The following is a 24,021-nucleotide window of genomic DNA, read 5'->3' on the forward strand; positions in this document are numbered from 1 at the left end:
AGACGGCGACGATTGTTCCTGACGGACCGGATCGGCAGGCGCTCAGGCAGCGACGCAATCGGCCGCGAGCAGCGTCCGCAGGTCCCGCGCAGGAACCGGCCTGCTGAACAGATAGCCCTGCATCTGCGTGCAGCCGAGCATCTGCACGGTGTCGCGCTGCTGATCGGTCTCGACGCCCTCGGCGGTGGTGATCATGTTGCGGTCGGCTGCGATCGAAACCACGGCGCGGATGATCGAGGCCGAGCCGCTGTTGCGGGTCACTTCCTTGACGAAGCTGCGGTCGATCTTGATCTTGTCGAACGGGAAGCGGTGCAGATATTGCAGCGACGAGTATCCGGTGCCGAAATCGTCGAGCGCGATGTGGACACCGAGCGCGCGGAGCTGGCCGAGCGTGACCAGCGCGGCATCGTCGTCGCGGATCAGGACCGCTTCGGTGATCTCGAGCTCGAGCCGGCGCGGGTCGAGCCCGCTCTCGGCAAGCACATTCGCAACCTTCAGCGCCAGCGTCTCCGACTTGAACTGGATCGGCGAGACGTTGACCGCGACGCGCACATGCGCCGGCCAGGTCGCGGCCTCGTTGCAGGCCATCCGCAACACCCAGTCGCCGATCTCGTTGATCATGCCGGTGTCCTCGGCGACCGGAATGAACTCCGCGGGCGACACCATGCCGCGCTCGGGATGCCGCCAGCGCAGCAGCGCCTCGCAGCCGGAGACTTCGTTGGTGCGCAGGTCGACCAGCGGCTGATAGTGAATCTCGAAGCCGCCATCGGCCAGCGCAGTGCGTAAATCGGCCTCCAGCGCGCGGCGCAGATTGGCCTGCGCCTCCATCGCCGGATCGAAGAAGCGATGGGTCCTGCGGCCCGCCGCCTTGGCGGCGTACATCGCAAGGTCGGCACATTTGAGCAGGCGAAACAGATCGGAGCCGTGACGCGGGGCGATCGCAATGCCGATGCTGGCGTCGCTCGACAAATGATGGCCGAGGCAGTCGAACGGCGTGCGCAGCGACTGATAGACGCGTGCGACCAGGTCGCCGACGTCGTCGTCCGAGGTGATGTCGTGCTGGACGATCGCGAACTCGTCGCCGCCGAGCCGCGCGATCAAGTCGCTCGACCCGACCGACTGGCGCAACTTCTCGGCGACGCGCCGGAGAAATTCATCGCCGATCAGATGGCCCAGCGTGTCGTTGATCCGCTTGAACTCGTCGATATCGATGTAATGGATGGCGAACTCGCGCGTGGCGGCCTCGAGCAGCAGCCCTTCCGCGTGGCGCTGGAACAGCGTCCTGTTCGGCAGATTGGTCAGCGCATCGTAATGCGCGAGATACTCGATCCGCGCGTGCGCACGCCGCCCGTCGGTGACGTCCTCGAGCGTAGTGGCCCAGCCGCCGTCGGGCGCACGCTTGTAGATCAGGCGGATGCTGCGACCGTCAGGCGTCATGATCACGGAGTCCCGGACCTCGTCGCCCCTCGGATTGGTGAAGCGGGCGCAGTACTCGTCGACGTCGCCGACAAACGAGCCGATCGCCTGGCGATGCAGGATCAGGTCGCGCAGATGGCAGCCCGGCCTCGCGACATCGGGCGAAAGGCCGAACATGTCGATATATTGCTGGTTGCAGATCACGAGCCGCGCCGAGGCGTCGAACAGCAGCAGCCCCTGCGTCATGGTATTGATGGCGGCGTCGAGGTACTGGCTCTTCTCGGACAGCCTGCGGCTTGCCGCATCGTGCTGCCGCTGCAACTGGCGGACGATCAGGAAGACCGCGAAGCTGATGATCAGCACCGCCAACACGGCCGCGCAGAATTGCAGTTTGGTCTGGGTGCGCCAGTCCTCCAGCGCGCTCGAAGTTCTTGTGGTGGCGAGGATCAGGATTGGAAAATGCGACAGCGATTTGACCGCGCCGACGTTCTCCTCACCCGAAGCGCCAACGAACCTTCCCGAGGTGTTGCCGCCAAAGCTGATGACCTTCTGGAACACCGGCAGGTTGATGATGTTGCGGCCGATCACGCTGGCATCCTGCGGATAGCGCGCGATGATGGTGCCGTCGCGATGGATCATCGAAATCACGGTGTCGCCGCTCAGTGCCAGCGAGGCGACGAAATCCTCGAAATGGCTCGGCTCGACGCCGCGGCTCGCGAAGCCGATGATCTCGCCGTTGCGCCCGGTGATCTTGCGCGCAAAGATCGTGGTCCAGTTGCCGGTCACCTTGCTCATTGCGGGCTCGACGATGACAGGAGACGTTGGCCGTCCCGAGGTGAACTCCTGGAAATAGCGCCGGTCCGCAACGCTGATGTCGGGCACCGGCCACATCTCGGATGAGTTGATCAGCCATCCCTTGGCGTTGAACAGATTGAGCCCGCCGACATGCGGCAGCGCCGCCAGCCGCGTGCGCAGCATCTCGTGCGCGCTCAGGAGCGACATGTTCTTTTCGAATTGATCGGCGGTCTCGACCTGCTCGGCCCGCAGATAATTCACGATGTCGTCGTGGACATGCTGGAGATCTGTAAGCTGCTGGTCGAAATGCCGCGACAGCAGCAGCGCGGTGTTGTTGAGCTCGCGCTCGGACATCTCCAGCGCGCGCTCGCGAAACTGCAGTGCGAGATAGCCGGTGCCAAGCGTGACGGCGAGCACCAGCAGCGCGGCGCTCAAGACGAGCCACTGAATCGCGCCCATCCTGCTGGCGCGCAACACACCCTTGATCCACAGCCGCCGGTATTCCGGCACGCTGCTCGTTGAGACAACCGACATTTTCCTGCCCCTGTGGATGCCCTTGTACGGGAACACAACCCAAGGGGTGGTTAGGAAAATCAGTTATCGGGCGGTTAAGGCCAGTGTGGACTCGCGCAGAACCGGCCCCCTCGGCCGCTCCATGCTCACGAGCTGCAGCAAGCCGACGCCCCGGGGGGCGCGGCGTTGGGCTGTGGGGCGCAACAAGCGCTCTGTTTGCCCTCCTGTTTCTCGTGCGCGACACGCGCGGTCCGCTCGCCGGTGCCGTCGCCATAGACGATGCTCTCACCGGTCGTGTGGAACGTCTCCCACGCGATCCCCGCGGGATCGTCGATCCACGACTTCTCCGACTTGGCATAGCAGCACACCGTCTGGCCCTGCTCGATGACCTCGCCGCCTGCCTCGCGCAGCCGTCCGTACACCTCGCCGAGCTCTTCAGCGCTCTCGACCTGAATGCCGAGATGGTCGAGGCCCGGTTCGCGGCCGCGGCTCGAGATCGCGAAGTTGACGCGGGGATCGTCGAGCATCCATTTGGCATAGTCGGATTTCACGACCGTCGGCTCGGCCCCGAACAGCGCCGAGTAGAAGCCGACCGATTGCGGGACATCCTTGACCGCGACGTGAACATGCATGCGCTTCATGGGGCGGTCCTTTCAGGGCGGCGGCGCTGGATGGATATTCCATCCCAAGCATGCTCAGATATCAACAGCGTTACAACAGGAGTTCTGCTGCGGAATGGATGCGCTGACGCTGTTCGGGTTATTCGCCGTGACCATGATGCTCGCCTGCTATGCGGCCGAAGATCGCAGCCCCTGGTTCATCCTGGCCTTCGCCGCATCCTGCGCGCTCGGCTCGGTCTACGGTTTTCTCCAGGGCGCCTGGCCGTTCGGGCTGGTCGAGGCGATCTGGTCCGTCGTCGCGGCGCGCCGATGGCTGCTGCGCCGAACCGCAGACAGCGCGTAACGTTATAGTTTCCGCGGCCAATCTGTCGCGGACCCGAACTTGAATGCGCGCGGGCACGGCGCTAAGTAGGCCCCATGGACGCTTCGCGCACCATGATTCAGTCTTCTCCTCACGCAACGGGATCGCGCCGCTGGCGCAGCCTGCTTGCGGGACTGATTTCGCTTGCGCTGGTGCTGTCGTTCTTCCACGGCTGGACCTCCGACGGCGATGCCGACGCGGCTCCCGGCTTCTCGATCGCGCAGCCGATCAATGACGCCAGTGCCGGCGGCAAGGCTCCGGCGCATCCCGCCTCGCCTCACAGCGACCATTGCCTGACGCACGTCGCCTCCGTGGCTCCGCAGGAGACCGCGTTCCCGATCGCCTATGCGCTGCACAGCTACGGCGACACCAGCATCGGGCTGCCGGCTTCGGCCGATCGCCTCTCTCCCTTCAAGCCACCCCGCACCTGATCCGGTCGACATGACCGGCCGTGCGCTGCTGCCATTCGGCCGCGCGCACGCTTCCGCACAGATCGATGTCGCGACGGCGCAGGGCCATCGGCCTGCGCTGCGGAGAGACGCATATGAAACGGGTTGTTCTATTTTTCGCCGGCGTGGCCGCCGGCATTGCACTGGTCGTTGTGGCGGCCGGATGGATCGGCTGGCCGGTCAGGTTCCCGGCCGCGATGCAGGAGACTGCGACGACAGACACAAAGACCGAGGCCCGGCACGAGGCCCCCGGGCATATCGAGCTGAGCGAAGACCAGGTTCGCGAAGCCGGCATCACGTTCGCGCAGGCCAGCGGCGGCATGCTGAAGCGGCATTTCCTCGCGCCGGGATCGCTGATCCCCGATGCGGATCACATCGGCCGGGTCTCGGTACGCGTGCTTGCGACGGTCACGGAACTGCGCAAGCGCCTCGGCGACGTCGTCGAGAAGGGCGAGATCGTCGCCGCGATCGAAAGCCGCGAGGTGGCCGACGCCAAGAGCGAATACCTCGCCGCGCGGCTCACCAACGATCTGCAGCAGACCCTCTACGCACGGCAGAAGACGCTGGTCGAGACCCGCATCGTGTCGGAAAACGAGTTCCTGCGCACGCGGCTGACCGCGAACGATGCCCAGATCAAGCTCGACGGCGCGCGGCAAAAGCTGTTTGCGCTGGGTCTGTCGGAGGCCGAGATCGCCGATCTGCCGAACCAGCCCCCGGAAAGCCTGCGGACGCAGTTCTTGCGCGCACCGATCAGCGGCCGGGTATCCGAACGGCGCGTCGATCTCGGCGGCTTGATCGGCCGCGAGGGCCAGGAGAGCGAGCTCTATGTCATCGTCAATCTCGACGACATCTGGGTCGATCTGGCGGTCTCACCCGAAGACATCGGCGCGGTCCGCGAAGGTGTTTCGGTGAAAATCCGCGCCATCGGCACCGAAGATGAAGCCAATGCCGGTGTGATCTTCGTCAGCCCCCTGCTCGACCGCGAGACCCGCAACGCGCGCGTGATCGCGACCATGCCCAACAAGGACCACCGCTGGAAGCCGGGCACCTTTGTCACCGTGGAGGTCCCGCTGTCGGGCGCGCCGTCGACCGTGATCGTCTCGAAGAAGGCGCTTCAAACCATCAAGGGAACGCCGACCGTGTTCGTGCGCGATGCCGACGGCTTCGAGGCGAGATCGGTGCGGACCGGCCGCGAGGACGACGACGATATCGAGATCGTTGCCGGCCTCACAGCCGGCGAGATCGTCGCGGTGCAGAACACCTTCACGCTGAAGGCGGAGTTCGAGAAGGACGAGGCGGAGCACGACCATGATTGAGCGCATCATTGGTCTTGCGATCCAGCGGCGCTGGGTGATCGTGACATTGGCGGCGATCCTGATGTTCGTCGGCGGCCTTGCATTGACGAAGCTGCCGATCGACGCGGTGCCCGACATCACCAACGTCCAGGTCCAGATCAACACCGTGGCCCCGGCGCTGTCGCCGGCGGAAATCGAGAAGCAGATCACCTTCCCGATCGAGACGGCCCTGGCCGGCGCGCCCGGCCTTGAAAGCACGCGCTCGCTCTCCCGCAACGGCTTCTCCCAGATCACGGCGGTGTTCAGCGAGGCCACCGACATCTATTTTGCCCGCCAGCAAGTTGGCGAGCGCCTGACCGAAGTCCGCGCGCGCCTGCCGCAAGGCATCGAGCCGCGGATCGGCCCGACCTCGACCGGCCTTGGCGAGATCTACATGTGGACCGTCCATTATTCGGGGCAGAAGGTGCAGGCCGACGGCGCGCCGGGCCTGCAAAGCGACGGCCGCTTCCTGACGGCGGACGGCCAGATGCTGCAAAGCGAGGTCGAGAAGGACGCCTATCTGCGTACGGTGCAGGACTGGATCATCAAGCCGCAGATCAAGATGGTGCCTGGCGTCGCCGGCGTCGATACGATCGGCGGATACCTCAAGCAGTATCAGGTCCATCCCGATGCGGCGAAGCTGATCGCGCTCGGTCTCACCTTTGCCGACGTTGCCAAGGCGATCGAGACCAACAACGTCAGCCGCGGTGCGCGCTATATCGAGCGCAACGGCGAAGGCTTCGTCGTGCGCTCCGGCGGCCGGCTCGAGAACATCGACGAGCTCGGCGCCGTCGTCGTCACCACCCGCGGCGGCGTCCCGGTTCGGATCCGCGACCTCGCCACGCTTTCGATCGGCGGTGAGACGCGCACCGGCAGCGCCAGCGAGAACGGCCGCGAGGTCGTGGTCGGCACCGCGCTGATGCTGATCGGCGCCAACAGCCGCACCGTGTCGGCCGCGGTCGACGCCAAACTGCGGACAATCATGCCGTCCTTGCCGGCCGGCATCGAGGTCAAGACGGTGCTGGATCGCACCCAGCTGGTTGATGCAACGATCGGCACCGTGGCGCGCAACCTCAGCGAAGGCGCGCTGCTCGTGATCGCCGTGCTGTTCGTGCTGCTCGGCAATTTCCGCGCGGCATTGATCACGGCGCTGGTGATCCCGGTCGCGATGCTGATGACGGCGATCGGCATGTGGCAAGGCCGGATCAGCGCCAATCTGATGAGCCTTGGAGCGCTGGATTTCGGCCTGATCGTCGACGGCGCCGTGATCATCACCGAGAACAGCCTGCGTCACCTCGCCGAGAAGCAGCATGCGCTCGGCCGCGTGCTGACGCGCGACGAACGGCTGGCGACGGTGCGGGCGTCCGCGGTGGAAATGGTCCAGCCGAGCCTCTATGGCCAGGCCATCATCCTCTTGGTCTATGTGCCGCTGCTGACCTTCACCGGTGTCGAAGGCAAGATGTTCGAGCCGATGGCGCTGACGGTGATCCTTGCGCTCGCGGCCGCCTTCGTGCTGTCGCTGACACTGGTTCCGGCGCTGATCGCGATCGGCATCACCGGCCGCGTGCAGGAGCAGGAAAACCGGCTCGTTGCCGCCCTGAAGCGCTGCTACAGCCCGCTGCTCCGGCGCGCGGTTGCAACGCCTATTCCGGTTATCGCGGTGGCGGTCGTGCTGTTCGCGACCGCCCTGTTCGGGTTCTTCCGCCTCGGCCAGGAGTTCATCCCCTCGCTCGACGAGAAGAACATCGCCATGCACGCGCTCAGGATTCCGAGCACGGCGCTGTCGCAGTCGCAGGCGATGCAGCTGTCGGTCGAGAAGACCGTCAGCCGCTTTCCGCAGGTGTCGTTCGTCTTCTCCAAGACCGGCACCGCGGAGGTGGCGAGCGATCCGATGCCGCCGAACGCGTCCGATACCTTCATCATCCTGAAACCGCGCGAGCAGTGGCCGGACCCATCGCTGACCAAGGAGCAACTGATCGAGGACATCTCGAAGGCGGTCGGCCGGCTGCCCGGCAACGTCTATGAATTCACCCAGCCGATCCAGATGCGCTTCAACGAACTGCTCGCCGGCGTTCGCGGCGACATCGCGGTCAAGGTATTCGGTGACGAGTTCGGGCCGATGCAGAAAGCCGCCAACCAGATTGCCGCCGCGCTGCGCAGCGTGCGCGGCGCGACCGACGTCAAGGTCGAACAGGCCGGCGGCCTGCCCGTGCTCGAGATCAAGGTCGATAAGGCTGCGATCGCCCGGCGCGGCCTCAGCGTTTCGGCCGTGCAGGACGTGATCGGTGCCGCGGTCGGCGGCCAGGATGCCGGCGTCGTCTACGAAGGCGACCGCAGCTTCGACATCGTGGTGCGATTGCCGGAGAGCGTGCGCTCCGATCTCGAGGCGCTGAGCAATTTGCCGGTCGCGTTACCGAAGGCAACGCCGAGTTCGCCGGTGCAGAGCCTGCCGCTCAACCGCGTCGCCCAGTTCTCCTTCACCGAGGGGCCGAACCAGATCAGCCGCGAGAACGGCAAGCGCCGCATCGTGGTGACAGCCAATGTTCGCGGCCGCGATCTCGGCTCGGTGGTCGAGGAAGCCCAGGCAAAAGTCGCGCAATCGGTGCAACTGCCGCCGGGCTATTGGATGACCTGGGGCGGCCAGTCGGAAAATCTCGCCGCGGCGCGCCAGCGCCTGGCCGTCGTGGTGCCGGCCTGTTTTGCGATGATCTTCCTGTTGCTGCTGGCGGCGATGGGCTCGGCCCGCGATGCCCTGCTGGTGTTCAGCGCGGTGCCGCTGGCGCTCACCGGCGGCATCGCCGCACTTTGGCTGCGCGGCATGCCGTTCTCGATCTCGGCGGCGGTCGGCTTCATCGCATTGTCGGGCGTTGCGGTGCTGAACGGGCTCGTGATGCTGAGCTTTATCAGGCAGTTGCGCGAGCGCGGCGTGCCGATGCGGGAAGCCATCGAGCAAGGCGCCCTCACCCGCTTCCGCCCCGTGGTGATGACCGCCTTGGTCGCCTCGCTCGGCTTCGTGCCGATGGCGCTCGCCACCGGTGCCGGCGCCGAGGTGCAGCGGCCGCTCGCGACCGTGGTGATCGGCGGCATCATCAGCGCGACCCTGCTCACGCTTGCCGTGCTGCCGGCGCTCTATGCCCGGTACGGGCATGCCGGAAGCGCTGCGCGCAATGAGAGAACGGCGATTCAACCTGCGGAATGACAGTGTGTTGACCGGCATTCCGCGGGAAAAATCCGGCCGTTACAGCGACGAACAAGCGCTGTAACATTTCTGTCATATGGCAAAACTAAACGAAGGCTGCGGCGGGCTGCCGCGGGGCTTCATCAGGGGGAACAGCAATATGCGTCGTGCCATTACGTTACTGTCCGCGAGCATGATCGCGCTTGCGGCGGGCGCCGCCTCGGCGCAGAACGCCAAGCCCCGCAACCTCATCCTGTTCGTCCCCGACGGCCTCCGCGGCGGCATCGTGACGCCGGAAACCGCGCCAGCGATGGCCGAAGTCCGCGACAAGGGCGTCAACTTCAAGAACCCGCATTCGCTGTTCCCGACCTTCACCATGGCCAACGGCTCGGCGATGTCGACCGGTCATTATCTCGGCGACACCGGTGTGTTCTCCAACACGATCTGGACCAACTACACCTCCGCACCTGCGGGCGACACCGTCGTCCCCTTCATCGAGAACGACGCCGTGCTCGGCGACATCGACGAGCATTTCAAGGGCGACTACCTCAACGAAGAGACCATCCTGAAGATGGCCCGCGACAAGGGGCTGAGCACCGCGGCGATCGGCAAGGTCGGCCCGACCTACCAGTTCGACCACACCGATCGCGGCAAGAACACGGTCGTGTTCGACGATTCCACCGGCGGCAAGAACGGTGTCGCATTGTCCGACGAGGTGAAGGACGCCTTGACCAAGGCCGGCCTGCCCCTCGCCACGCCGCCGCGCGGCGACAACTCCAAGGCGGGCGATGCCAAGACGCCGGGCACCACGGTCGCCAACGTCGCGCAGCAGGCCTATTTCGCCGACGTCGCCACCAAGGTGGTGCTGCCGATGTTCAAGGCGCGCAACAAGCCGTTCGTGCTGGTGTTCTGGTCGCGCGATCCTGACGGCAGCCAGCACAATACCGGCGACAGCCTCAACCAGATCATGCCCGGGATCAACGGGCCGACCTCGATGGCCGGCATCAAGAACGCCGACACCAACCTCGCCCAGCTCCGCAAGGCACTCGACGAGCTCGGCCTTTCCGCCGACACCAACATCATCGTCTCCGCAGATCACGGCTTCTCGACCATCTCCAAGGAGAGCAAGTCCAGCCCGTCGGCCAAGGTCGGCTATGACGACACGCCGAAGGATTTCCTGCCGATGGGATTCCTGGCGCTCGACCTTGCGAAGGCGCTCGACCTGCCGCTGTTCGACCCCAACGACAAGAACGCGAAGATCGAAGGCAACAAGCATCCCAGGGCGGGCAACGGCGTGCTCGGCAAGGATCCGGAGAAGCCTGATCTCGTCGTCGCCACCAATGGCGGCTCCGACCTGATCTATCTGCCGAACAAGGACAAGAAGCTCGCTGACCGCGTGATCAAGGCGCTGCTCGAGCAGGACTATGTCAGCGGCCTGTTTGTCGACGACAAGCTCGGCACCTTTCCCGGCACGCTGCCGATGTCGAACCTCAATCTGAAGGGCAAGGCGGTGACGCCGACCCCGTCGATCGTGGTCAATTTCCGCTCCTGGTCGAGCGGTTGCGAAATCCCGACCAACTGCTCGGTTCAGGTCGCCGATACCGTGCTGCGCCAGGGCCAGGGCATGCATGGCAGCTTCAGCCGCGGCGACACCATGAATTTCATGGCCGCGATCGGTCCGGACTTCAAGGCGGGCTATGTCGACGAGATTCCGGTCAGCAATGCCGACGTCGGCATGACGGCCGCCCGGCTGATGGGCCTGCGCGGCTCGCAGAACGGCGGCCTGATCGGCCGCGTGATGTCGGAAGCCATGCCCAACGGCATCGTGCCGAAGATGGCCGAGGGCACCATCATGTCGAAGAAGGCGTCGGCCAACGGCCTGCGCACCGTGCTGAAATTCCAGCGCGTGCTGTCGACCCGCTATTTCGACGTCGCCGGGTTCCCGGGGCGGACGCTCGGGCTCAAGGAAACCGGCGGCAAACAGAAAACGGCGGGGAAGTGATCCCCGCCGCTCTCGTCGAATTCCAGTGACGCGGGATGATGGCTTACATCATCCCGATGTCGAACACGTTGGGGAGCTGCGCCGCGAGCGGCAGCGCAGTCGCGCCGACCAGCGTCGCCACCATCGCCGCCAGCGCGCGACCGGTGCGGCGCTGACCGCGCATCTGGCCCGCGATCCACTCCAGGACCTTTGTGTCCATCTTGGCACCCTGCCACGGCGCCCAGCTCTCGATCTCGGTGTCGGCCGACAGCGCCACGCTCCGCGGCGGCACCTTCAGGCCCGAGGCGCTGGCCGCGCAATGGGCAACCGCCTTGGCGAGCAGGTCGTCGAACCGGCCGCCATCGGTGCGCTCGGCCGCGGCCTCGTTGATCGCGAACAGCGCCTCGATCTCGGCCCGGCTGACCGGCTGGTCGTTGACGGCGGTCGCGGTCAGGATGCGCAGGCACCAGGCGGTGTCATCGGCATCGAGCGAGCGGGAGAAGTGGACGCGGCCCTTGGTGGTCGGGCCTTCGCCCGTGATCACGCCGTCCCGCACGATGGAGAGTGCATGAGCCGCGGTGTCGCGGCAGGACGGATGCAACGCACCGCTGAGAGGCTCAGCGGTCTTGGTACTTGGGGTAGACATTGTGGGAGCTTTCAATTCCTATCTCAGGCCAGCTTTTCCATGCGGGCGTAAACGAGTGGTTAATGATTCGGAACTTGCGTTCCGAGATTTTTAGATGGTTGCTATTTGGTCGCTTTAAACGTCGTCACGGTTCAGTCCTATAGCAGCCAGGGCCGGCGTGATGACGGCGATAAGCGGCATTATCTGGGCATTTCCAAGCCTTTGTGCCGCAGCTGATATTTCGCCGCAGGGATCCGGATCAAAACAAGTTGCTTGGAATTCCACCCTCAAGAAGAAATGTTTCACCTTTTTTCAGAACCCGTTCACTTAAGCCTTATCCCGTCCTATACTGAAACAGACAGCCTCAAATACAAATTCAATCGCAACTTCAATGTGATGAGGTAAAATCATGACACTTCCGATCGGCGCTACCGCACCCGACTTCGAAGCCGAGACCACCGAAGGGAAGATCAAGTTTCACGACTGGATCGGCAATAGCTGGGCGCTCTTGTTTTCGCACCCCAAGGACTTCACGCCGGTGTGCACCACCGAGCTCGGCGCGCTCGCCAGGCTGAAGCCGGAATTCGACAAGCGCGGCGTCAAGCTGATGGGGCTCTCGGTCGATCCCGTCGACAACCATGCCCGTTGGTCGGAGGACATCAAGGAGACGCAAGGCGCAGCGCCCAACTATCCGATGATCGGCGACACCGATTACAACGTCTCGAAGCTCTACGGCATGCTGCCGGCTGCGATCTCGGGCGATCCCCTCAAGCGTACCGCCGCCGACAACCAGACCGTCCGTAACGTCTTCATCATCGGGCCGGACAAGAAGATCAAGCTCGTGCTGGTCTATCCGATGACCACGGGCCGGAACTTCCAGGAGATCCTGCGCGTCATCGACTCGCTCCAGCTCACCGCCAAGCATCGTGTCGCCACCCCGGCCGACTGGACCCAGGGCGATGACGTCATCATCGCGGGCTCGGTCTCCAACGACGAGGCGAAGACGATCTACCCGCAGGGCTGGAAGGAGCCGAAGCCCTACCTGCGCATCGTGCCGCAGCCGAAATAACGGCACGCTCACTGCGTCCGGGTGACCCGCGCACGGCCAATCGTCGTCTGGTTTCGTGATGACCTGCGGCTGTCGGATCACCCGGCCCTCCACGAAGCAGCCAGCCGCGGCGCGCCCGTGGTTGGCCTCTATGTCCGCGACGAAGCAAGCCGCACCCTGAAACCTCCAGCCCCGCGCCCCCTCGGGGGCGCGACGCGCTGGTGGCTGGCGCAATCGCTGCGCGCGCTTCGCAACAGCCTTGAGGCGATCGGCGGCACGCTGGTGCTGCGCACCGGACCGGTCGCCTCCGTGATCGCCACGCTGGCGAGCGAAATCAGCGCGGGCGCCGTGTTCTGGAACGACATCGCGCAGGCACCGCATCAGGCGATTGCGAGAGACGTTGAATCCACGCTCGCAAGTGACGGCATTGCTTCGCAGATTTGTCCCGGCGATTTGCTCGTCCCACCCTCGGCGATCCGCAACAAGGATGGCCGGGGCCTGCGCGTGTTCACGCCGTTCTGGCGGCGCGTGCTGTCGCTCGGCGATCCGCCAAAGCCTTTGCCGGCTCCGAAGAAGCTCACATCCGTCAGCGGCGTCGCCAGCGAGGACCTCGGCGACTGGCGGCTTGAGCCCGACAGGCCGGATTGGGCCGGCGGCCTGCGCGAGACCTGGATACCGGGTGAAGCCGCGGCGCAGGCGCGGCTGAAGCGATTCCTCGATGAGGGGATCAGCGGTTACGCCGACGACCGCGATCGGCCCGACCGCGACGGCACCTCGCGCCTGTCGCCGCATCTGCGCTTCGGCGAGATCAGCCCGCGGCAGGTCTGGCACGCGGCCCGCTTCGCCGCCGCGGAAGACTCGCGCCTTGCCGGCGACATCGAAAAATTCCTGAGCGAGCTCGGCTGGCGCGAATTCTGCCGCCATTTGCTGTTCGACGTCCCCGACCTGGCTGAGCGGAACATGCAGGAGCACTTCGATGCCTTCCCGTGGAAACGCGACGCCCGCGCGCTGAAGGCCTGGCAGCGCGGGCGCACCGGCTATCCGATCGTCGATGCCGGTCTGCGGGAGCTCTGGCACACCGGGGTGATGCACAACCGGGTCCGGATGGTGGTCGCCTCCTTCCTGGTCAAGCATCTGCTGATCGACTGGCGCGAGGGGGAAGCCTGGTTCTGGGACACGCTGGTCGATGCGGATGCCGGCTCCAACCCAGCGAACTGGCAATGGGTCGCGGGCTGCGGCGCTGACGCCGCGCCCTATTTCCGCGTCTTCAATCCGGTCCTGCAAGGCGAGAAGTTCGATCCCGCCGGCGGCTATGTCAGGCGCTGGGTGCCGGAGCTCGCGCAGCTCTCCAACGACCTGATCCACCAGCCCTGGACAGCAACACCGATCGAGCTGGCGAGCGCCGGCATCGAACTCGGCAAGACCTACCCGCCGCCGATCGTCGATCACAAAAAAGGCCGCGAACGCGCGCTTGCGGCCTATGCCAAGATCCGCCGCAAGAATTAAGCGCGGCGGTTGACCAGCAGCACCGCCGCGGCGCAGGCGGCCATGCCGGCGATGGCGACATGATCCAGCCGCTCGTCGAACAAGACGTAGGCCATCAGCGCGGTGACGGCGGGCACCAGGTAGAACAGGCTCGCGACCGAGGTTGCTGCAGCGTGGCGGATCAGCCAGTACAACAGCCCGATCGAACCGATCGAGAGCGCCAACACCAGCCAGGCCAGCGCCAGCACGAACTCGCCGGTCCAATGCACGACATTGGTCTCGAACACAAAGGCGCCAATGCCGAAAAAGATCGTCACCGCGATGTATTGCACGAGATTGCCGGCTCGCCAGTCGATGTGGTTGCAGTAGCGGCGCTGATAGAGCGTACCGAGCGTGATGCTGATCAGCGAGACCACCGAGGCAAGCCAGCCCCACCCCGCCTCACCCGTCATCGGCCGGTTGTGCAGGATCAAGACGACGCCGGCGAGGCCAAGCACCAGTCCGCCCCATTGCACCGGCGTCACCTTCTCGCCGAGCCAGCGATTGGCGATGGTCGAGGTCAGGATTGGCTGCAGTCCCGGAATCAGCGCAGAGAGCCCGGCAGGAATCGAATGCGCGATCGCGATCGCCGTGCCGCCGAGATAGAAGCCGTGGACGAGGATGCCGGCGACCGCGCTGTGCGCGATGCCGATCCGGTCGGGCCATTTCGGCCGCGCGATCGCGGCGATGACCGCCATCACCACCACCACGAACGCCATCCGGATCGCCAGATAGGTCAGCGGCTCCGCATTGTTGATGACGTATTTGGTGCCGATGAATCCGGTGCTCCACAGCACCACAAAGATCGCCGGCGCCAGACGAGCGGCAGTTTCCTCGAAGCTCTTGTTCATTGCAGGCTGTCATTGCCTGAAGACGAGGCAGCCAGCAATCGTGAATTTTGGTGGGGTGGCCGCGCCCGTTCCGCAAGCACACTGTCGTCCCTGCCTAGTGCGCAATTGCGCACTAGGCAGGGACGACACTGAGTGTGTTGCGCGGTCAGTGGTGTGCGCGAGGAGATTGAGTAGGTTTTCACTGAGTTGCGCGTCGGGTCGACTTGCCGTGGCAACAGCGGCTCGCGAGCTCGCCGGCCTCGCCAGTCCTCTCACGCGATGCGACGCAAAGCGCCGGCCGCACGTGCTGCCAATCACGACGATGTGTCCTCAGGGATGCCATGCGCGTTTATCGGATGCGACATGCCGCCCTCGCCGATACGCTTCGGTAGAATCTCGCAGCCGTCGGTCGCGGCACGTTCCGGATTGCACTGGAATTTACCGTTGCCGAATACCGGCGGCCAAAAACACTGCACAAGAAGAGCCGGCCACGAGCCGGACAAGAAGAAAAACAATGGATCAAGTGGCGTTGGTCGTCGTTCGGGCGGTCGAGAGCGGCGCGACGACGACGAAAGATATTATCGGCGTGACCAGATTGTCGCGTCTCAAGGTCGAGCGTGCACTGAGCACGCTGGAGAAGCAGAAGCTGCTCCTCCGCGAACGACAAGGCTTGTGGGCCCTCGGCTTTCCCGTGGCTCCGACCGTCAGGCAATGTGGATCATGCACACTCTGCTGCAAGGTGCTTGAGGTGACCGATCTCGGCAAGCCGGTGAATACGGTCTGCAGCCACATCCTGGCGGGCGGCGGATGCGAAATCTACCACGAGCGTCCCCGGCAGTGCCGCTCATTCAGCTGTGCCTGGCTGCAAGGCCACCTCGATGATGATTGGTTTCCCGAGACCACGGGCATGGTGCCGCATTTCGGGCTCGATGCGCTGAATGTGCAGGTCGACCTCGATGATCCCGACCGCTGGCGCGAGGAACCCTATTTCAGCAAGCTGTGCGAACTTTCGTTGAAGGGCCTCAGGGTAAGTGAAGGGCGGCCGTATGCCACCCTCGTCATCGTCGGTCAGGACCGCTACCTGCTGCTCGGGCGGACCATCGTGCCCGATCCAACGCTGTTCGGCACCGCCTTCGTGCCGGTTACGCTCGACACCTTCCGCTACTGGAAGGCAACATCGCTTGAGCATCTGCAGCGGTTGAACGATCGGGTCGTCGAGATCCAGCGCATCCAGCAGGAGTTCGGCCATTGCGCCATCCCTGACGACGACGATCCCTCCCCGCCTTACCGGCCGGCTCTTCTCCAACGGTCGAAGGAACTGGGCGTGATACGCACGACGTGACGACAGCCGGACACAGCGCACGTCAGTTCGTCATCTCAGGTGATACTTCCTGCCGTTGGTGTTCGGGTCGGTGTTGTCGCTTGTCGAGAACATCAAAGCCGGGCCGAAGTAATTCCAGGTGTCCCGGTAAAATGCGAAGCGGCCGGCACCCTTGTCGATGATCTCTTGCTGGGCGGTGTTAGCGGGGCCGAGAAGCCGGTCGTCTTCGTACAATCGGGCAGTCTCGAGCGTGCCGTCCACGTATTTGACGGGGATGAGATACGCATATCCCTTGTAAAGGCGGAAGGCGCCACGCAGCAGGTTCCTGTCGATCGGACTCGGAGGAACCAGAAAAAGGAATACACTCGACGCCAAGGCAAAGAGTGTCGATCCGATCGCGATGCGCGTGCTGGCAGATGTCCTCAACGATGCTCTTCCCTTGGCTCTTGCTTGCGAGGCTTCCCGCCTTCTCTAGCGCGCGCCTGCGACGCAGACAACCGACCGGCCCCCGCCACGCCTTGCTGCGAGCCGGATCTGGCTCGCGATATTTCCGCATCGAACGACAATCAGATTGTCGCCGCGCGGCCGGCTGATCGGCCCAGGACTGCCATCAGCACCGTCGCGACGGCGCAGCACGCGAGCGCAACCTCCCAGCCTCCGGTCGCATCATGGGCAAGTCCGGCGAGCGGCGGGCCCGCAGCGGCGAGCGAGTAGCCGAGGCACTGCGCCATGCCCGACAGCGCGGCCGCCTGGTGGCTGTGCGAGGTTCGCAGGCTGACGAATGTCAAGCCGAGGATGAAGGCTGCACCCGCTCCGAAGCCGAACAGCGCGACCCACAGCATTGCGAGCGACGGACACTGCCACAATCCCAGCAGCGAGACGCAGGTTGCAAGCGACACGGCAATCGCAATCCCGCGCTGGTCCTTCATGCGCCGGACCATCGGCCCGAGGATCAGGCCGGGAAGCGCGGTCGCCAATTGCAGCACACCGTGCAGCGTACCCGCCGTCGCCGCCGGGTAGCCTGCCTGCACGAGGATGGCAGGCAACCAACCGATGATGATGTAGAACACCAGCGAGGTCAGGCCGAGGAAGCCGGTCACCTGCCAGGCGAGCAGCGAGTGCCAGATGCGCCCGCGATGCGGCGATGAGGCCGGCTCGACCGTCGGGGCCGAGTGCGTCGCCAGCTGGGGTGCCCAGGCTATCAGCGCCACCAACGGAAAGATCAGCGTGCTCGCAAGCGAGAGATGCCAGTTCGATCCCGGCAATTGCGCGAGCGGGATTGCCACGACCGATGCGAGCGCCTGGGCCAATGCGGACGTGATCGCGTAAGCGCCGGTCAGGCTGGCGATGCGAGTCGGAAAGTCCCGCTTGAGCAGGCTCGGCAGCAGCACATTTCCAACGGCGATTCCGGCACCAATGGTGGCGGTGCCCGCGAACAGCGCCCAGACCGGACCGGACGAGCGCAGCGCGATCCCGGCCGCGATGACAAGCAGCGCACCGAACAGCAACCGCTCGATGCCCCATTCGCGCCCGAGCACAGCTGCAACCGGTGAGATCGCGGCGAATGCCAGCAAGGGCAGCGTCGTCAGGATTCCGGCCTCCGCCGCGCTGATCCCGCTGGTCTCACCGATCATGCCGAGCATCGGCGCGACGCCGGTAATGGGCGCGCGGAGCGTCGAGGCGATCAGCAGGATCCCCGTCAACAACAGCCCCTGCCCGCCCAGCGTGCGCATCGGCGCAATCATCGTCATCGCATGCTCCTGGCCATCTGCATGCACCAAGCTATCGACTTGGCTGTCGGAAGAATTTACATATCTATTCTATCGATCGCTAAATTCGGTCACTCGACGGGTTTCCAGCTCCGTTATGGGCTTTCAACTTCGCTATCCCTGGCCGGACCTTGATCCGGATGACGTCGCGGCGGCGGCCATCGCCGTGCGCCTCGACGTCACCGACAACAAGGTCGAGGCGGCCGAGCACGCGCACCGGAAGGGACAGCTCGTCTTTGCGCTCGGCGGCGGCGTGATGTGTCGCGTTCCTAACGGATTGTGGATGGTGCCGCCGCATTGCGGCGTCTGGCTTCCCGGCGGCACGCGCCACACCAACATCGCAACCGCCAATGCGCGGATCTTCTTCGTCTTCATCGAGCCCGGTGCCGCCGACCTGCCCGACCGCTGCTGCACATTGTCGATCTCACCCTTGCTGCGCGAGCTGATCATCGCGCTTTCCGACCGCATGCAGCACGACGGCGGCAGCGAGACGCTCGTTGCGCAATTGCTGCTGAGCGAATTGCCGCGCATGCCGCTGCAGCAGCTGCATCTGCCGATCTCGCCCGAGCCACGCTTGCGACGGATCGCGGCAGCGCTCGCCGATGATCCGGCCGATCGCCGCACGATGGCCGAATGGGCTGAACGCGTGGCGCTGAGCGAGAGCAGTCTGGCGCGTCTCATCCTGAGGGAAACCGGCCTGACATTCGGGCGCTGGCGCCAGCAACTTCATTTGATCGTCGCGTTGCGCGAGCTCTCCGCCGGCGCGAGCGTACAGCAGGTCTCGTCCGCACTCGGCTATGAGTCCGTCACAGCCTTCATCACCATGTTCAAGAAGGCGCTCGGCAAGCCACCGGCGAAATATCTCAGCGATATCATGCAAGGTAGCGGCTCGGCGTTCGCGGCTGGTGGGTGAATTTAGGAACACCGGTCGGCAACGGACGTTTTCGACATATCGGGCGAACGAGACACGCGAGCCGCCTGCGTCGAGCCAATGCATCGAGGATGCCAGATGCCCTACGCGCTATTCGATCGCGACAGACAGATCGACAAGGCTTTTCCGACGGAGAAGCAAGCGTGGGAACATGCACTGATCTGCGGGCTGATCTTCGACGTTCCGGTCGCGGATGAAGCGCCGGGCCAGGTGCTGCCGGCCGGCTATCACATGAAGCGAATTCCCGGCGACGGCGAAGTCTTCGAACCAGCGCCCGAATGGAAGTTACCGAACGAAATTTCGTGATCGGCCCGCGGCAGGGTTGCCGGTTGCGATCGTGACGTTGCGCGATAAGTAACGTCGAACCGGACCAACAATTCAGGGTGAGCGCATGGCCGAAACCGGCAAGATTTTTCACGTTCGCTGCGTCGACAACACGTTGCAGCGGGACACGCTGTCGCTCGGGCGCGTCTACGAGGTGACAAGGGATATCGAACGTGACGGCTATTACGAGCTCAGCGGATTGGGCCGCTTCAGCCGATCCAGATTCGAGGTCGTCGAGACGAGCGACGACACGGCCGAAGTCCGACAGACGTCTCGATCAAAATAGACCGGAGAGCGCGATGCCCAGAGGCGACAAGTCGAGTTATACCGACAAGCAGAAGCGGCAGGCCGAGCACATCGAGGAAGGCTACGAGACGCGTGGTGTTCCGGATCGCGAGGCCGAGCGGCGCGCATGGGCGACCGTCAACAAGGAGACCCACGGCGGCAAGAAGAGCGGCTCCGGCCGCGGCACGCGCGAGGATCATTCCCCGTCGCGCAAGGGCGGCAAGCTCGGCGGCAAGGCGGCCGCGAGCCGCCCCGCGGCGGAGCGGTCGCGCTCGGCGAAAAAGGCGGCACGCACCCGCAAACGCCGGGCCGCTTGACCGGCCGCGGGCGCCCCCGCAGACAGCAAGACAATACCGCACGCCCGAGCATGATCGGGGAAAGTGCGCAGCGATTTTCCGAAAAGATCATGCTTGAACAACAACCTGAAGCGCGATGACGACGGGACCCGATCTCATCGCGCCTTAGGCGACGGCTCGCAAATGCGTGATCGGGCGCCACCACCGGTTGCCTTCATTTCGGCACCTATCGGGAACAGGCTGTCAGGCCAGGAAGCAAAAGCGAAGCAAAGGCGGCCACCGCAGGGGGTGCCTGCAATTGACGTATCGGTCCCATAGCAGTTGGCAGGACGTGGATTTGCGCAATCTCGTCCGGGTCATATCGGCCTGCACCCTCGGGCTTTGGGCATTTGCGGCCGGCCTCCTGATCGGGACCTTCCTGCTGTGATGGATCGGTGCGGCACGCGCCGCCTGCCTACCCGCCGCTCAGGTGATGCGCGGCGACGAACAGGACGAGCGCGCTAAGCACCAATGCCGATGTGGCGCCGGCAACGCTACGCGCGAGTTCAGCCTTCGAAAGATTGGATCTGGTTGCCATCGCAGCCTCCCGTTCGCGCGAGCTGAGCCACAGCCGCTCCGGCGGTCAGGCTCGCTCATGGAGACATTCGCATCACCAGGATGAACGCATCATGAGCGAAACGAACCGCCGGTGCGTCCGTTCCAAAATCTGACCCAGTGGATCACTTTCGGAACCCGGGCGTTGACCGCATGCGGCAAGCCGGCCGAGCCGCGCTGGAATTGGAAATCGGAGATACCATGGTGATCCGCTGGGGGCGGCTTCAACCGGCGATTTGGGCGACCGTCATCCTGCTCGTGAGCATCACGGCAGCCGACGCCGCGGGCGACAAGGCGAGCAAGCCATCCGAATTCCTCCTGATCGTCCAGATCGTGCTGCTGATCGCGGTCGGCCGCGGGCTCGGCGAGGTCATGCAGCGGATCGGTCAGCCCTCGGTGATCGGCGAACTGCTCGCCGGCATTCTGCTCGGACCGTCGCTGTTCGGCTGGCTGTGGCCGTCGGCGCACGGCGTGATCTTTCCGCCGTCCGGCGAGCAGAAGGCGCTGATCGACGGCATTGCGCAGTTCGGCATCCTGCTCCTGTTGCTGCTGACGGGCATGGATACCGACCTCAAGCTGGTGCGGAAGGTCGGCCGCGCCGCGACCACGATCTCGGTGGCGGGCATCGCGGTGCCGTTCGTGTGCGGCTTCGTGCTCGGCGAATTCCTTCCCGACGGCCTGCTGCCGCATCCCGAAGCGCGGCTGATCGCCTCGCTGTTCATGGGCACCGCACTGTCGATCTCCTCGGTGAAGATCGTCGCCGTGGTGGTGCGCGAGATGAACTTCATGCGCCGCAATGTCGGGCAGATCATCGTCGCAACCGCCGTCATCGACGACACCATCGGCTGGATCATCATCGCGGTCATCTTCAGCCTGGCCTCGCACGGCACGCTCGATCTCCTCTCGGTCGCGCAGGCGCTGTTCGGCACGCTGGCCTTCCTCGCCGTCAGCTTCACCATCGGCCGCCGCCTGGTGTTCCTGCTGATCCGCTGGGCCAACGACAATCTCGTCAGCGCGGCGGCCGTCATCACCGTGATCCTGCTGTTGATGAGCGTCATGGCGATGATCACGCATCTGATCGGCGTCCACACCGTGTTGGGCGCCTTCGTCGCCGGCATCCTGGTCGGCGAGTCCCCGATCCTGACGCGGCAGATCGACGAGCGCCTGCGCGGACTGATCTCGAGCTTCTTCATGCCGGTGTTCTTCGGCCTCGCCGGCCTCAGCGCCGATCTCTCGGTGCTGAAGGATCCGTCGGTGCTGGGGTTGACCGCGGCGCTGGTGCTGATTGCGAGCGTCGGCAAGTTCGGCGGCGCCTTTGTCGGCGGTGCGCTCGGCGGGCTGACCCGGCAGGAGTCCTATGCGCTCGCCAGCGGCATGAACGCGCGCGGCTCGACCGAGGTCATCATCGCCACCATCGGCCTCTCCATCGGCGTGCTCAGCCAGAACCTGTTCACGATGATCGTGACCATGGCGATCGTGACCACGATGGCGATGCCGCCGATGCTGCGCGCGGCGCTGGCGAGGCTCCCGATGAACGAGGAGGAGAGGGAGCGGCTGGAGCGCGAAGAATTCGAGAAGCGCGGCTTCGTCGCCAATCTCGAGCGCCTGCTGCTCGCGGTCGACGAGAGCAGCAACGCGACATTCGCCGCGCATCTCGCCGGCCAGCTCGCCGGCGGGCGCGGTCTGCCGATCACGGTGCTGCATGTCGGCGCCAACGCCAAGCTGCAGGAGAAGAACCGTGCCGATGAGGAGAGCCCCGAGGCGGCGGTCATCAACGCGGCCAAGGCGAGCGCCGAAGCCGATGCCGACGGCGGCGGCAATGTCGACGTCATCAGCCGCGCCCGCGAGGAGACGGCGGCGGAGGCGATCGCCGAGGAAGCCAAAAAAGGTTTCGACCTGCTGGTGGTCGGCATGGACGCGGTCGCCGGCCCCGATGGCGGCTTCGACCGGCAGCTCGACGACCTGACCTCCGGCTTCGACGGCCCGCTGGCGATCGCGGCCGCCAAGGGCGTACACGAGAAAGAGCCGACGGCGAATGCGCGGAAGATCCTGGTGCCGGTCTCGGGCAGCAACGTCTCACGGCGCGGAGCCGAGGTCGCGATCGCGCTGGCGCGCCTTTCGAGCGAGCCGCTGCAGGTGGTCTATGTCTCGACCACGCGCGACAAGGGCGCCCGCCGCACCAGCCCCAGTATGTCGCTGGCGCATGAGGAAGCAATCCTGAAGGACATCGCGGCGACCGCGGCGCGCTACGACATCAACGTGACGACGCGGCTGCGCGCCAACACCGCACCTGAGGTCGCGATCCAGCAGGAGATCGCGTCAAGCCGGGCAGACCTCGTTGTGATCGGCGTCGACCGCATCCAGGGCGACAGCCTGAATTTCGGCAGCGTCGCCACGGCCGTGCTTGGCAAGTCGAAGGCGTCCGTGCTGCTGGTGTCGGATGGCGACGTCAGGCCCAGGACCTGAAATCCCAAGACTTGAAGCCCCAAGAGAGACCTGAGGAGGTTCGAAGCGCGAGCGCGTCCGCGCCTACCATTCTTCCGGACAGGGATCGATGATCTTCCAGAGCTCGACGCCGTTCTTGATCTTCTTCATGTCGGTGGTGAGTCCACCATTGCGACGAATCCAGTCCTTCACCTTGTCGGGGTAGTAGGACATGAGATCGGAGGTGCCTTCGGCGCTGGTGACCTTGATGCCGAAGGTGAACGCCTTGTCGTAATAGGCCTGGTGGAAACCGAGGCTCGCGCGCGGCGTCACGCAAATCTTGTTCATCGGCACGATGCCGAGCACGAGCGTGCAGGCCGAATTGCAGATGCCGTCGATGATGACGCGCTCGCCTTTCTCGCGCACGCGCTTGTACTTGGCCTTGTACTCCTCGACATAGCCGCCATGGTCGCGGGTAATGTGCAACACCGCCCGCGCGGGCGTCGCGGCCAGAACCGAGAGCAGCAAGGCGACAAGGGGCGTGATGCGCATGGATCGTTCGAAACCGCGGGAAAGGCCGGGCCCGGGCGGACCTGACCGCAAGACTCTGGCCGGACTGTGTTGGCAATCCGTTAAGCATCCGCAAAAAGGCAAAATTTGGCGCGCTGTGACTGATTTCCCGCAGCTTTTGGCCCCGATTCCAGGTTAAATGGGCCCCGGGGCGGCCCACAATGCCGATTCCCGTAAATGACCGGAGGCCGCCCATGACCAAGACCAAGCTTTTCGCCGCCCTCGCTCTGGCCGTGATGGCCCTGACCCCGGCGGCTGCGGCCGACCTCACGGCCCATCCGCGCCACCACCGGCATCACCACCACGCCCATTGGGGCCTGCCCTACCACATCAGCTATTTGCACAATTACGGCCCCGGCCCGACTGCCGGCACGTTCGCCTATTACGATGGCTCCCCGCGCAACAAGTGCTACCAGGGCGCGGCCGCCTATATCGGCCAGGACCACCGACGGCATCCCTGCTTCTGACGGCTTTAAGGGAGAGGACCGCCGGGGCGCCGGCACCGCCGGGTGCCGCGCTTCGTGCCTGCTGGCCCTCCCCGCCCAAGTCTGATAATCGACCCGCAACGCGCTCGTAGCTCAGCTGGATAGAGCATCGGATTTCGATTCCGAGGGTCGGAGGTTCGAATCCTTCCGAGCGCGCCACGATTTGGACGCCCCCGTGGCAGCGTGCGACGGCAGCCACGAAACCATTTTCACCAGCGGACGAAACCTGGCGGAAACATTTGACCGGTACCACTTCTCCCAAACAATAATGGGGAAGTGTCATGATGGAAGCGACCATTGTCGCGCTGCTGCTCCTCAGCGCCGCTGTGTTTTTTGCTCACGCCTACG

At 64.8% G+C, this 24,021-nt stretch carries 22 protein-coding genes and 1 tRNA gene; 15 read left to right on the forward strand and 8 right to left on the reverse strand.

Annotated elements, in window-relative coordinates:
- Positions 1-42 precede the first annotated feature (42 nt).
- Together RX327_RS23205 and RX327_RS23210 are read right to left on the reverse strand one after the other, a co-directional pair.
- Positions 43-2,745: an EAL domain-containing protein gene (locus tag RX327_RS23205; protein ID WP_317247226.1), complete on the reverse strand. Its 2,703-nt coding sequence runs from the start codon at positions 2,743-2,745 to the stop codon at positions 43-45.
- 125 nt (positions 2,746-2,870) lie between these two features.
- Positions 2,871-3,365, reverse strand: coding sequence for an ArsI/CadI family heavy metal resistance metalloenzyme (locus tag RX327_RS23210; RefSeq protein ID WP_050385705.1), 495 nt, complete (start codon positions 3,363-3,365; stop codon positions 2,871-2,873).
- A 94-nt stretch (positions 3,366-3,459) separates the two neighbouring features.
- On the opposite strand from RX327_RS23210, the gene RX327_RS23215 reads away from it, so the two are divergent.
- The 5 genes from RX327_RS23215 to RX327_RS23235 all read left to right on the forward strand — a co-directional run bounded on the left by RX327_RS23215 (position 3,460) and on the right by RX327_RS23235 (position 10,668).
- Positions 3,460-3,687 carry a hypothetical protein gene (locus RX327_RS23215; protein WP_317247227.1) on the forward strand — a complete coding sequence of 76 codons (228 nt, stop codon included), beginning with the start codon at positions 3,460-3,462 and terminating at the stop codon, positions 3,685-3,687.
- 92 nt (positions 3,688-3,779) lie between these two features.
- A complete protein-coding gene (locus RX327_RS23220; RefSeq protein ID WP_152977721.1) occupies positions 3,780-4,136 on the forward strand; it encodes a hypothetical protein in 357 nt (118 codons plus the stop codon).
- Between the two features lie 113 nt (positions 4,137-4,249).
- Complete coding sequence (locus tag RX327_RS23225) at positions 4,250-5,470, forward strand: efflux RND transporter periplasmic adaptor subunit (protein ID WP_317247228.1); 1,221 nt, start codon at positions 4,250-4,252, stop codon at positions 5,468-5,470.
- Entirely contained in the window at positions 5,463-8,687 is a 3,225-nt protein-coding gene (locus RX327_RS23230; RefSeq protein ID WP_317247229.1) for a CusA/CzcA family heavy metal efflux RND transporter, read from the forward strand. Before RX327_RS23225 ends, RX327_RS23230 begins: the two co-directional genes overlap by 8 nt.
- Before the next feature lie 139 nt (positions 8,688-8,826).
- A complete protein-coding gene (locus tag RX327_RS23235) occupies positions 8,827-10,668 on the forward strand; it encodes an alkaline phosphatase family protein (protein ID WP_317247230.1) in 1,842 nt (613 codons plus the stop codon).
- 43 nt (positions 10,669-10,711) lie between these two features.
- Here the strand turns inward: RX327_RS23235 and RX327_RS23240 are convergent, their stop codons facing one another.
- Entirely contained in the window at positions 10,712-11,293 is a 582-nt protein-coding gene (locus RX327_RS23240) for a hypothetical protein (protein WP_317247231.1), read from the reverse strand.
- Positions 11,294-11,681: 388 nt separating this feature from the next.
- On the opposite strand from RX327_RS23240, the gene RX327_RS23245 reads away from it, so the two are divergent.
- Both RX327_RS23245 and RX327_RS23250 read left to right on the forward strand, forming a co-directional pair.
- The gene (locus tag RX327_RS23245; RefSeq protein WP_028136955.1) at positions 11,682-12,341 is read left to right on the forward strand and encodes a peroxiredoxin; all 660 of its coding nucleotides are present in this window, start codon (positions 11,682-11,684) and stop codon (positions 12,339-12,341) included.
- Between the two features lie 21 nt (positions 12,342-12,362).
- Complete coding sequence (locus RX327_RS23250; protein WP_317247232.1) at positions 12,363-13,826, forward strand: deoxyribodipyrimidine photo-lyase; 1,464 nt, start codon at positions 12,363-12,365, stop codon at positions 13,824-13,826.
- On the opposite strand, the gene RX327_RS23255 is transcribed toward RX327_RS23250, so the two are convergent.
- Positions 13,823-14,695 carry a DMT family transporter gene (locus RX327_RS23255; protein WP_317247233.1) on the reverse strand — a complete coding sequence of 291 codons (873 nt, stop codon included), beginning with the start codon at positions 14,693-14,695 and terminating at the stop codon, positions 13,823-13,825. The genes RX327_RS23250 and RX327_RS23255 overlap by 4 nt on opposite strands.
- Positions 14,696-15,188: 493 nt before the next feature.
- Here RX327_RS23255 and RX327_RS23260 point away from each other — a divergent pair, with 493 nt between their 5' ends.
- Positions 15,189-16,016, forward strand: a complete 828-nt coding sequence (locus RX327_RS23260) for a hypothetical protein (RefSeq protein WP_028337641.1) — start codon at positions 15,189-15,191, stop codon at positions 16,014-16,016.
- A gap of 30 nt (positions 16,017-16,046) precedes the next feature.
- On the opposite strand, the gene RX327_RS23265 is transcribed toward RX327_RS23260, so the two are convergent.
- A complete protein-coding gene (locus RX327_RS23265; protein WP_244482317.1) occupies positions 16,047-16,421 on the reverse strand; it encodes a hypothetical protein in 375 nt (124 codons plus the stop codon).
- Positions 16,422-16,561: 140 nt separating this feature from the next.
- Positions 16,562-17,746 carry an MFS transporter gene (locus tag RX327_RS23270; protein WP_283087626.1) on the reverse strand — a complete coding sequence of 395 codons (1,185 nt, stop codon included), beginning with the start codon at positions 17,744-17,746 and terminating at the stop codon, positions 16,562-16,564.
- Positions 17,747-17,861: 115 nt separating this feature from the next.
- Between RX327_RS23270 and RX327_RS23275 the strand changes: the two genes are divergently transcribed.
- The 4 genes from RX327_RS23275 to RX327_RS23290 all read left to right on the forward strand — a co-directional run bounded on the left by RX327_RS23275 (position 17,862) and on the right by RX327_RS23290 (position 19,621).
- Positions 17,862-18,677: an AraC family transcriptional regulator gene (locus RX327_RS23275; RefSeq protein ID WP_028337638.1), complete on the forward strand. Its 816-nt coding sequence runs from the start codon at positions 17,862-17,864 to the stop codon at positions 18,675-18,677.
- Between the two features lie 96 nt (positions 18,678-18,773).
- Positions 18,774-19,001, forward strand: a complete 228-nt coding sequence (locus RX327_RS23280) for a hypothetical protein (RefSeq protein WP_028337637.1) — start codon at positions 18,774-18,776, stop codon at positions 18,999-19,001.
- A gap of 85 nt (positions 19,002-19,086) precedes the next feature.
- Positions 19,087-19,305 carry a hypothetical protein gene (locus RX327_RS23285; RefSeq protein ID WP_028337636.1) on the forward strand — a complete coding sequence of 73 codons (219 nt, stop codon included), beginning with the start codon at positions 19,087-19,089 and terminating at the stop codon, positions 19,303-19,305.
- Positions 19,306-19,318: 13 nt separating this feature from the next.
- Positions 19,319-19,621 (forward strand): hypothetical protein, encoded by a 303-nt coding sequence (locus tag RX327_RS23290; protein WP_050385697.1) that lies wholly within the window; start codon positions 19,319-19,321, stop codon positions 19,619-19,621.
- A gap of 433 nt (positions 19,622-20,054) precedes the next feature.
- On the opposite strand, the gene RX327_RS23295 is transcribed toward RX327_RS23290, so the two are convergent.
- On the reverse strand, positions 20,055-20,177 hold the full coding sequence (locus RX327_RS23295) for a hypothetical protein (RefSeq protein ID WP_256438759.1): 123 nt from the start codon (positions 20,175-20,177) through the stop codon (positions 20,055-20,057).
- A 218-nt stretch (positions 20,178-20,395) separates the two neighbouring features.
- On the opposite strand from RX327_RS23295, the gene RX327_RS23300 reads away from it, so the two are divergent.
- On the forward strand, positions 20,396-22,660 hold the full coding sequence (locus tag RX327_RS23300; protein WP_317247234.1) for a cation:proton antiporter: 2,265 nt from the start codon (positions 20,396-20,398) through the stop codon (positions 22,658-22,660).
- A 63-nt stretch (positions 22,661-22,723) separates the two neighbouring features.
- On the opposite strand, the gene RX327_RS23305 is transcribed toward RX327_RS23300, so the two are convergent.
- On the reverse strand, positions 22,724-23,170 hold the full coding sequence (locus RX327_RS23305) for a hypothetical protein (protein ID WP_317247235.1): 447 nt from the start codon (positions 23,168-23,170) through the stop codon (positions 22,724-22,726).
- A gap of 212 nt (positions 23,171-23,382) precedes the next feature.
- On the opposite strand from RX327_RS23305, the gene RX327_RS23310 reads away from it, so the two are divergent.
- Positions 23,383-23,655: a hypothetical protein gene (locus tag RX327_RS23310; RefSeq protein WP_028337633.1), complete on the forward strand. Its 273-nt coding sequence runs from the start codon at positions 23,383-23,385 to the stop codon at positions 23,653-23,655.
- 100 nt (positions 23,656-23,755) lie between these two features.
- Positions 23,756-23,832 (forward strand) — tRNA-Arg (locus tag RX327_RS23315).
- The last annotated feature ends 189 nt before the right edge of the window (positions 23,833-24,021 follow it).

Origin of the sequence: Bradyrhizobium sp. BEA-2-5, assembly GCF_032918025.1 — a bacterium.
Taxonomy (GTDB): Bacteria; Pseudomonadota; Alphaproteobacteria; order Rhizobiales; family Xanthobacteraceae; genus Bradyrhizobium; species Bradyrhizobium pachyrhizi.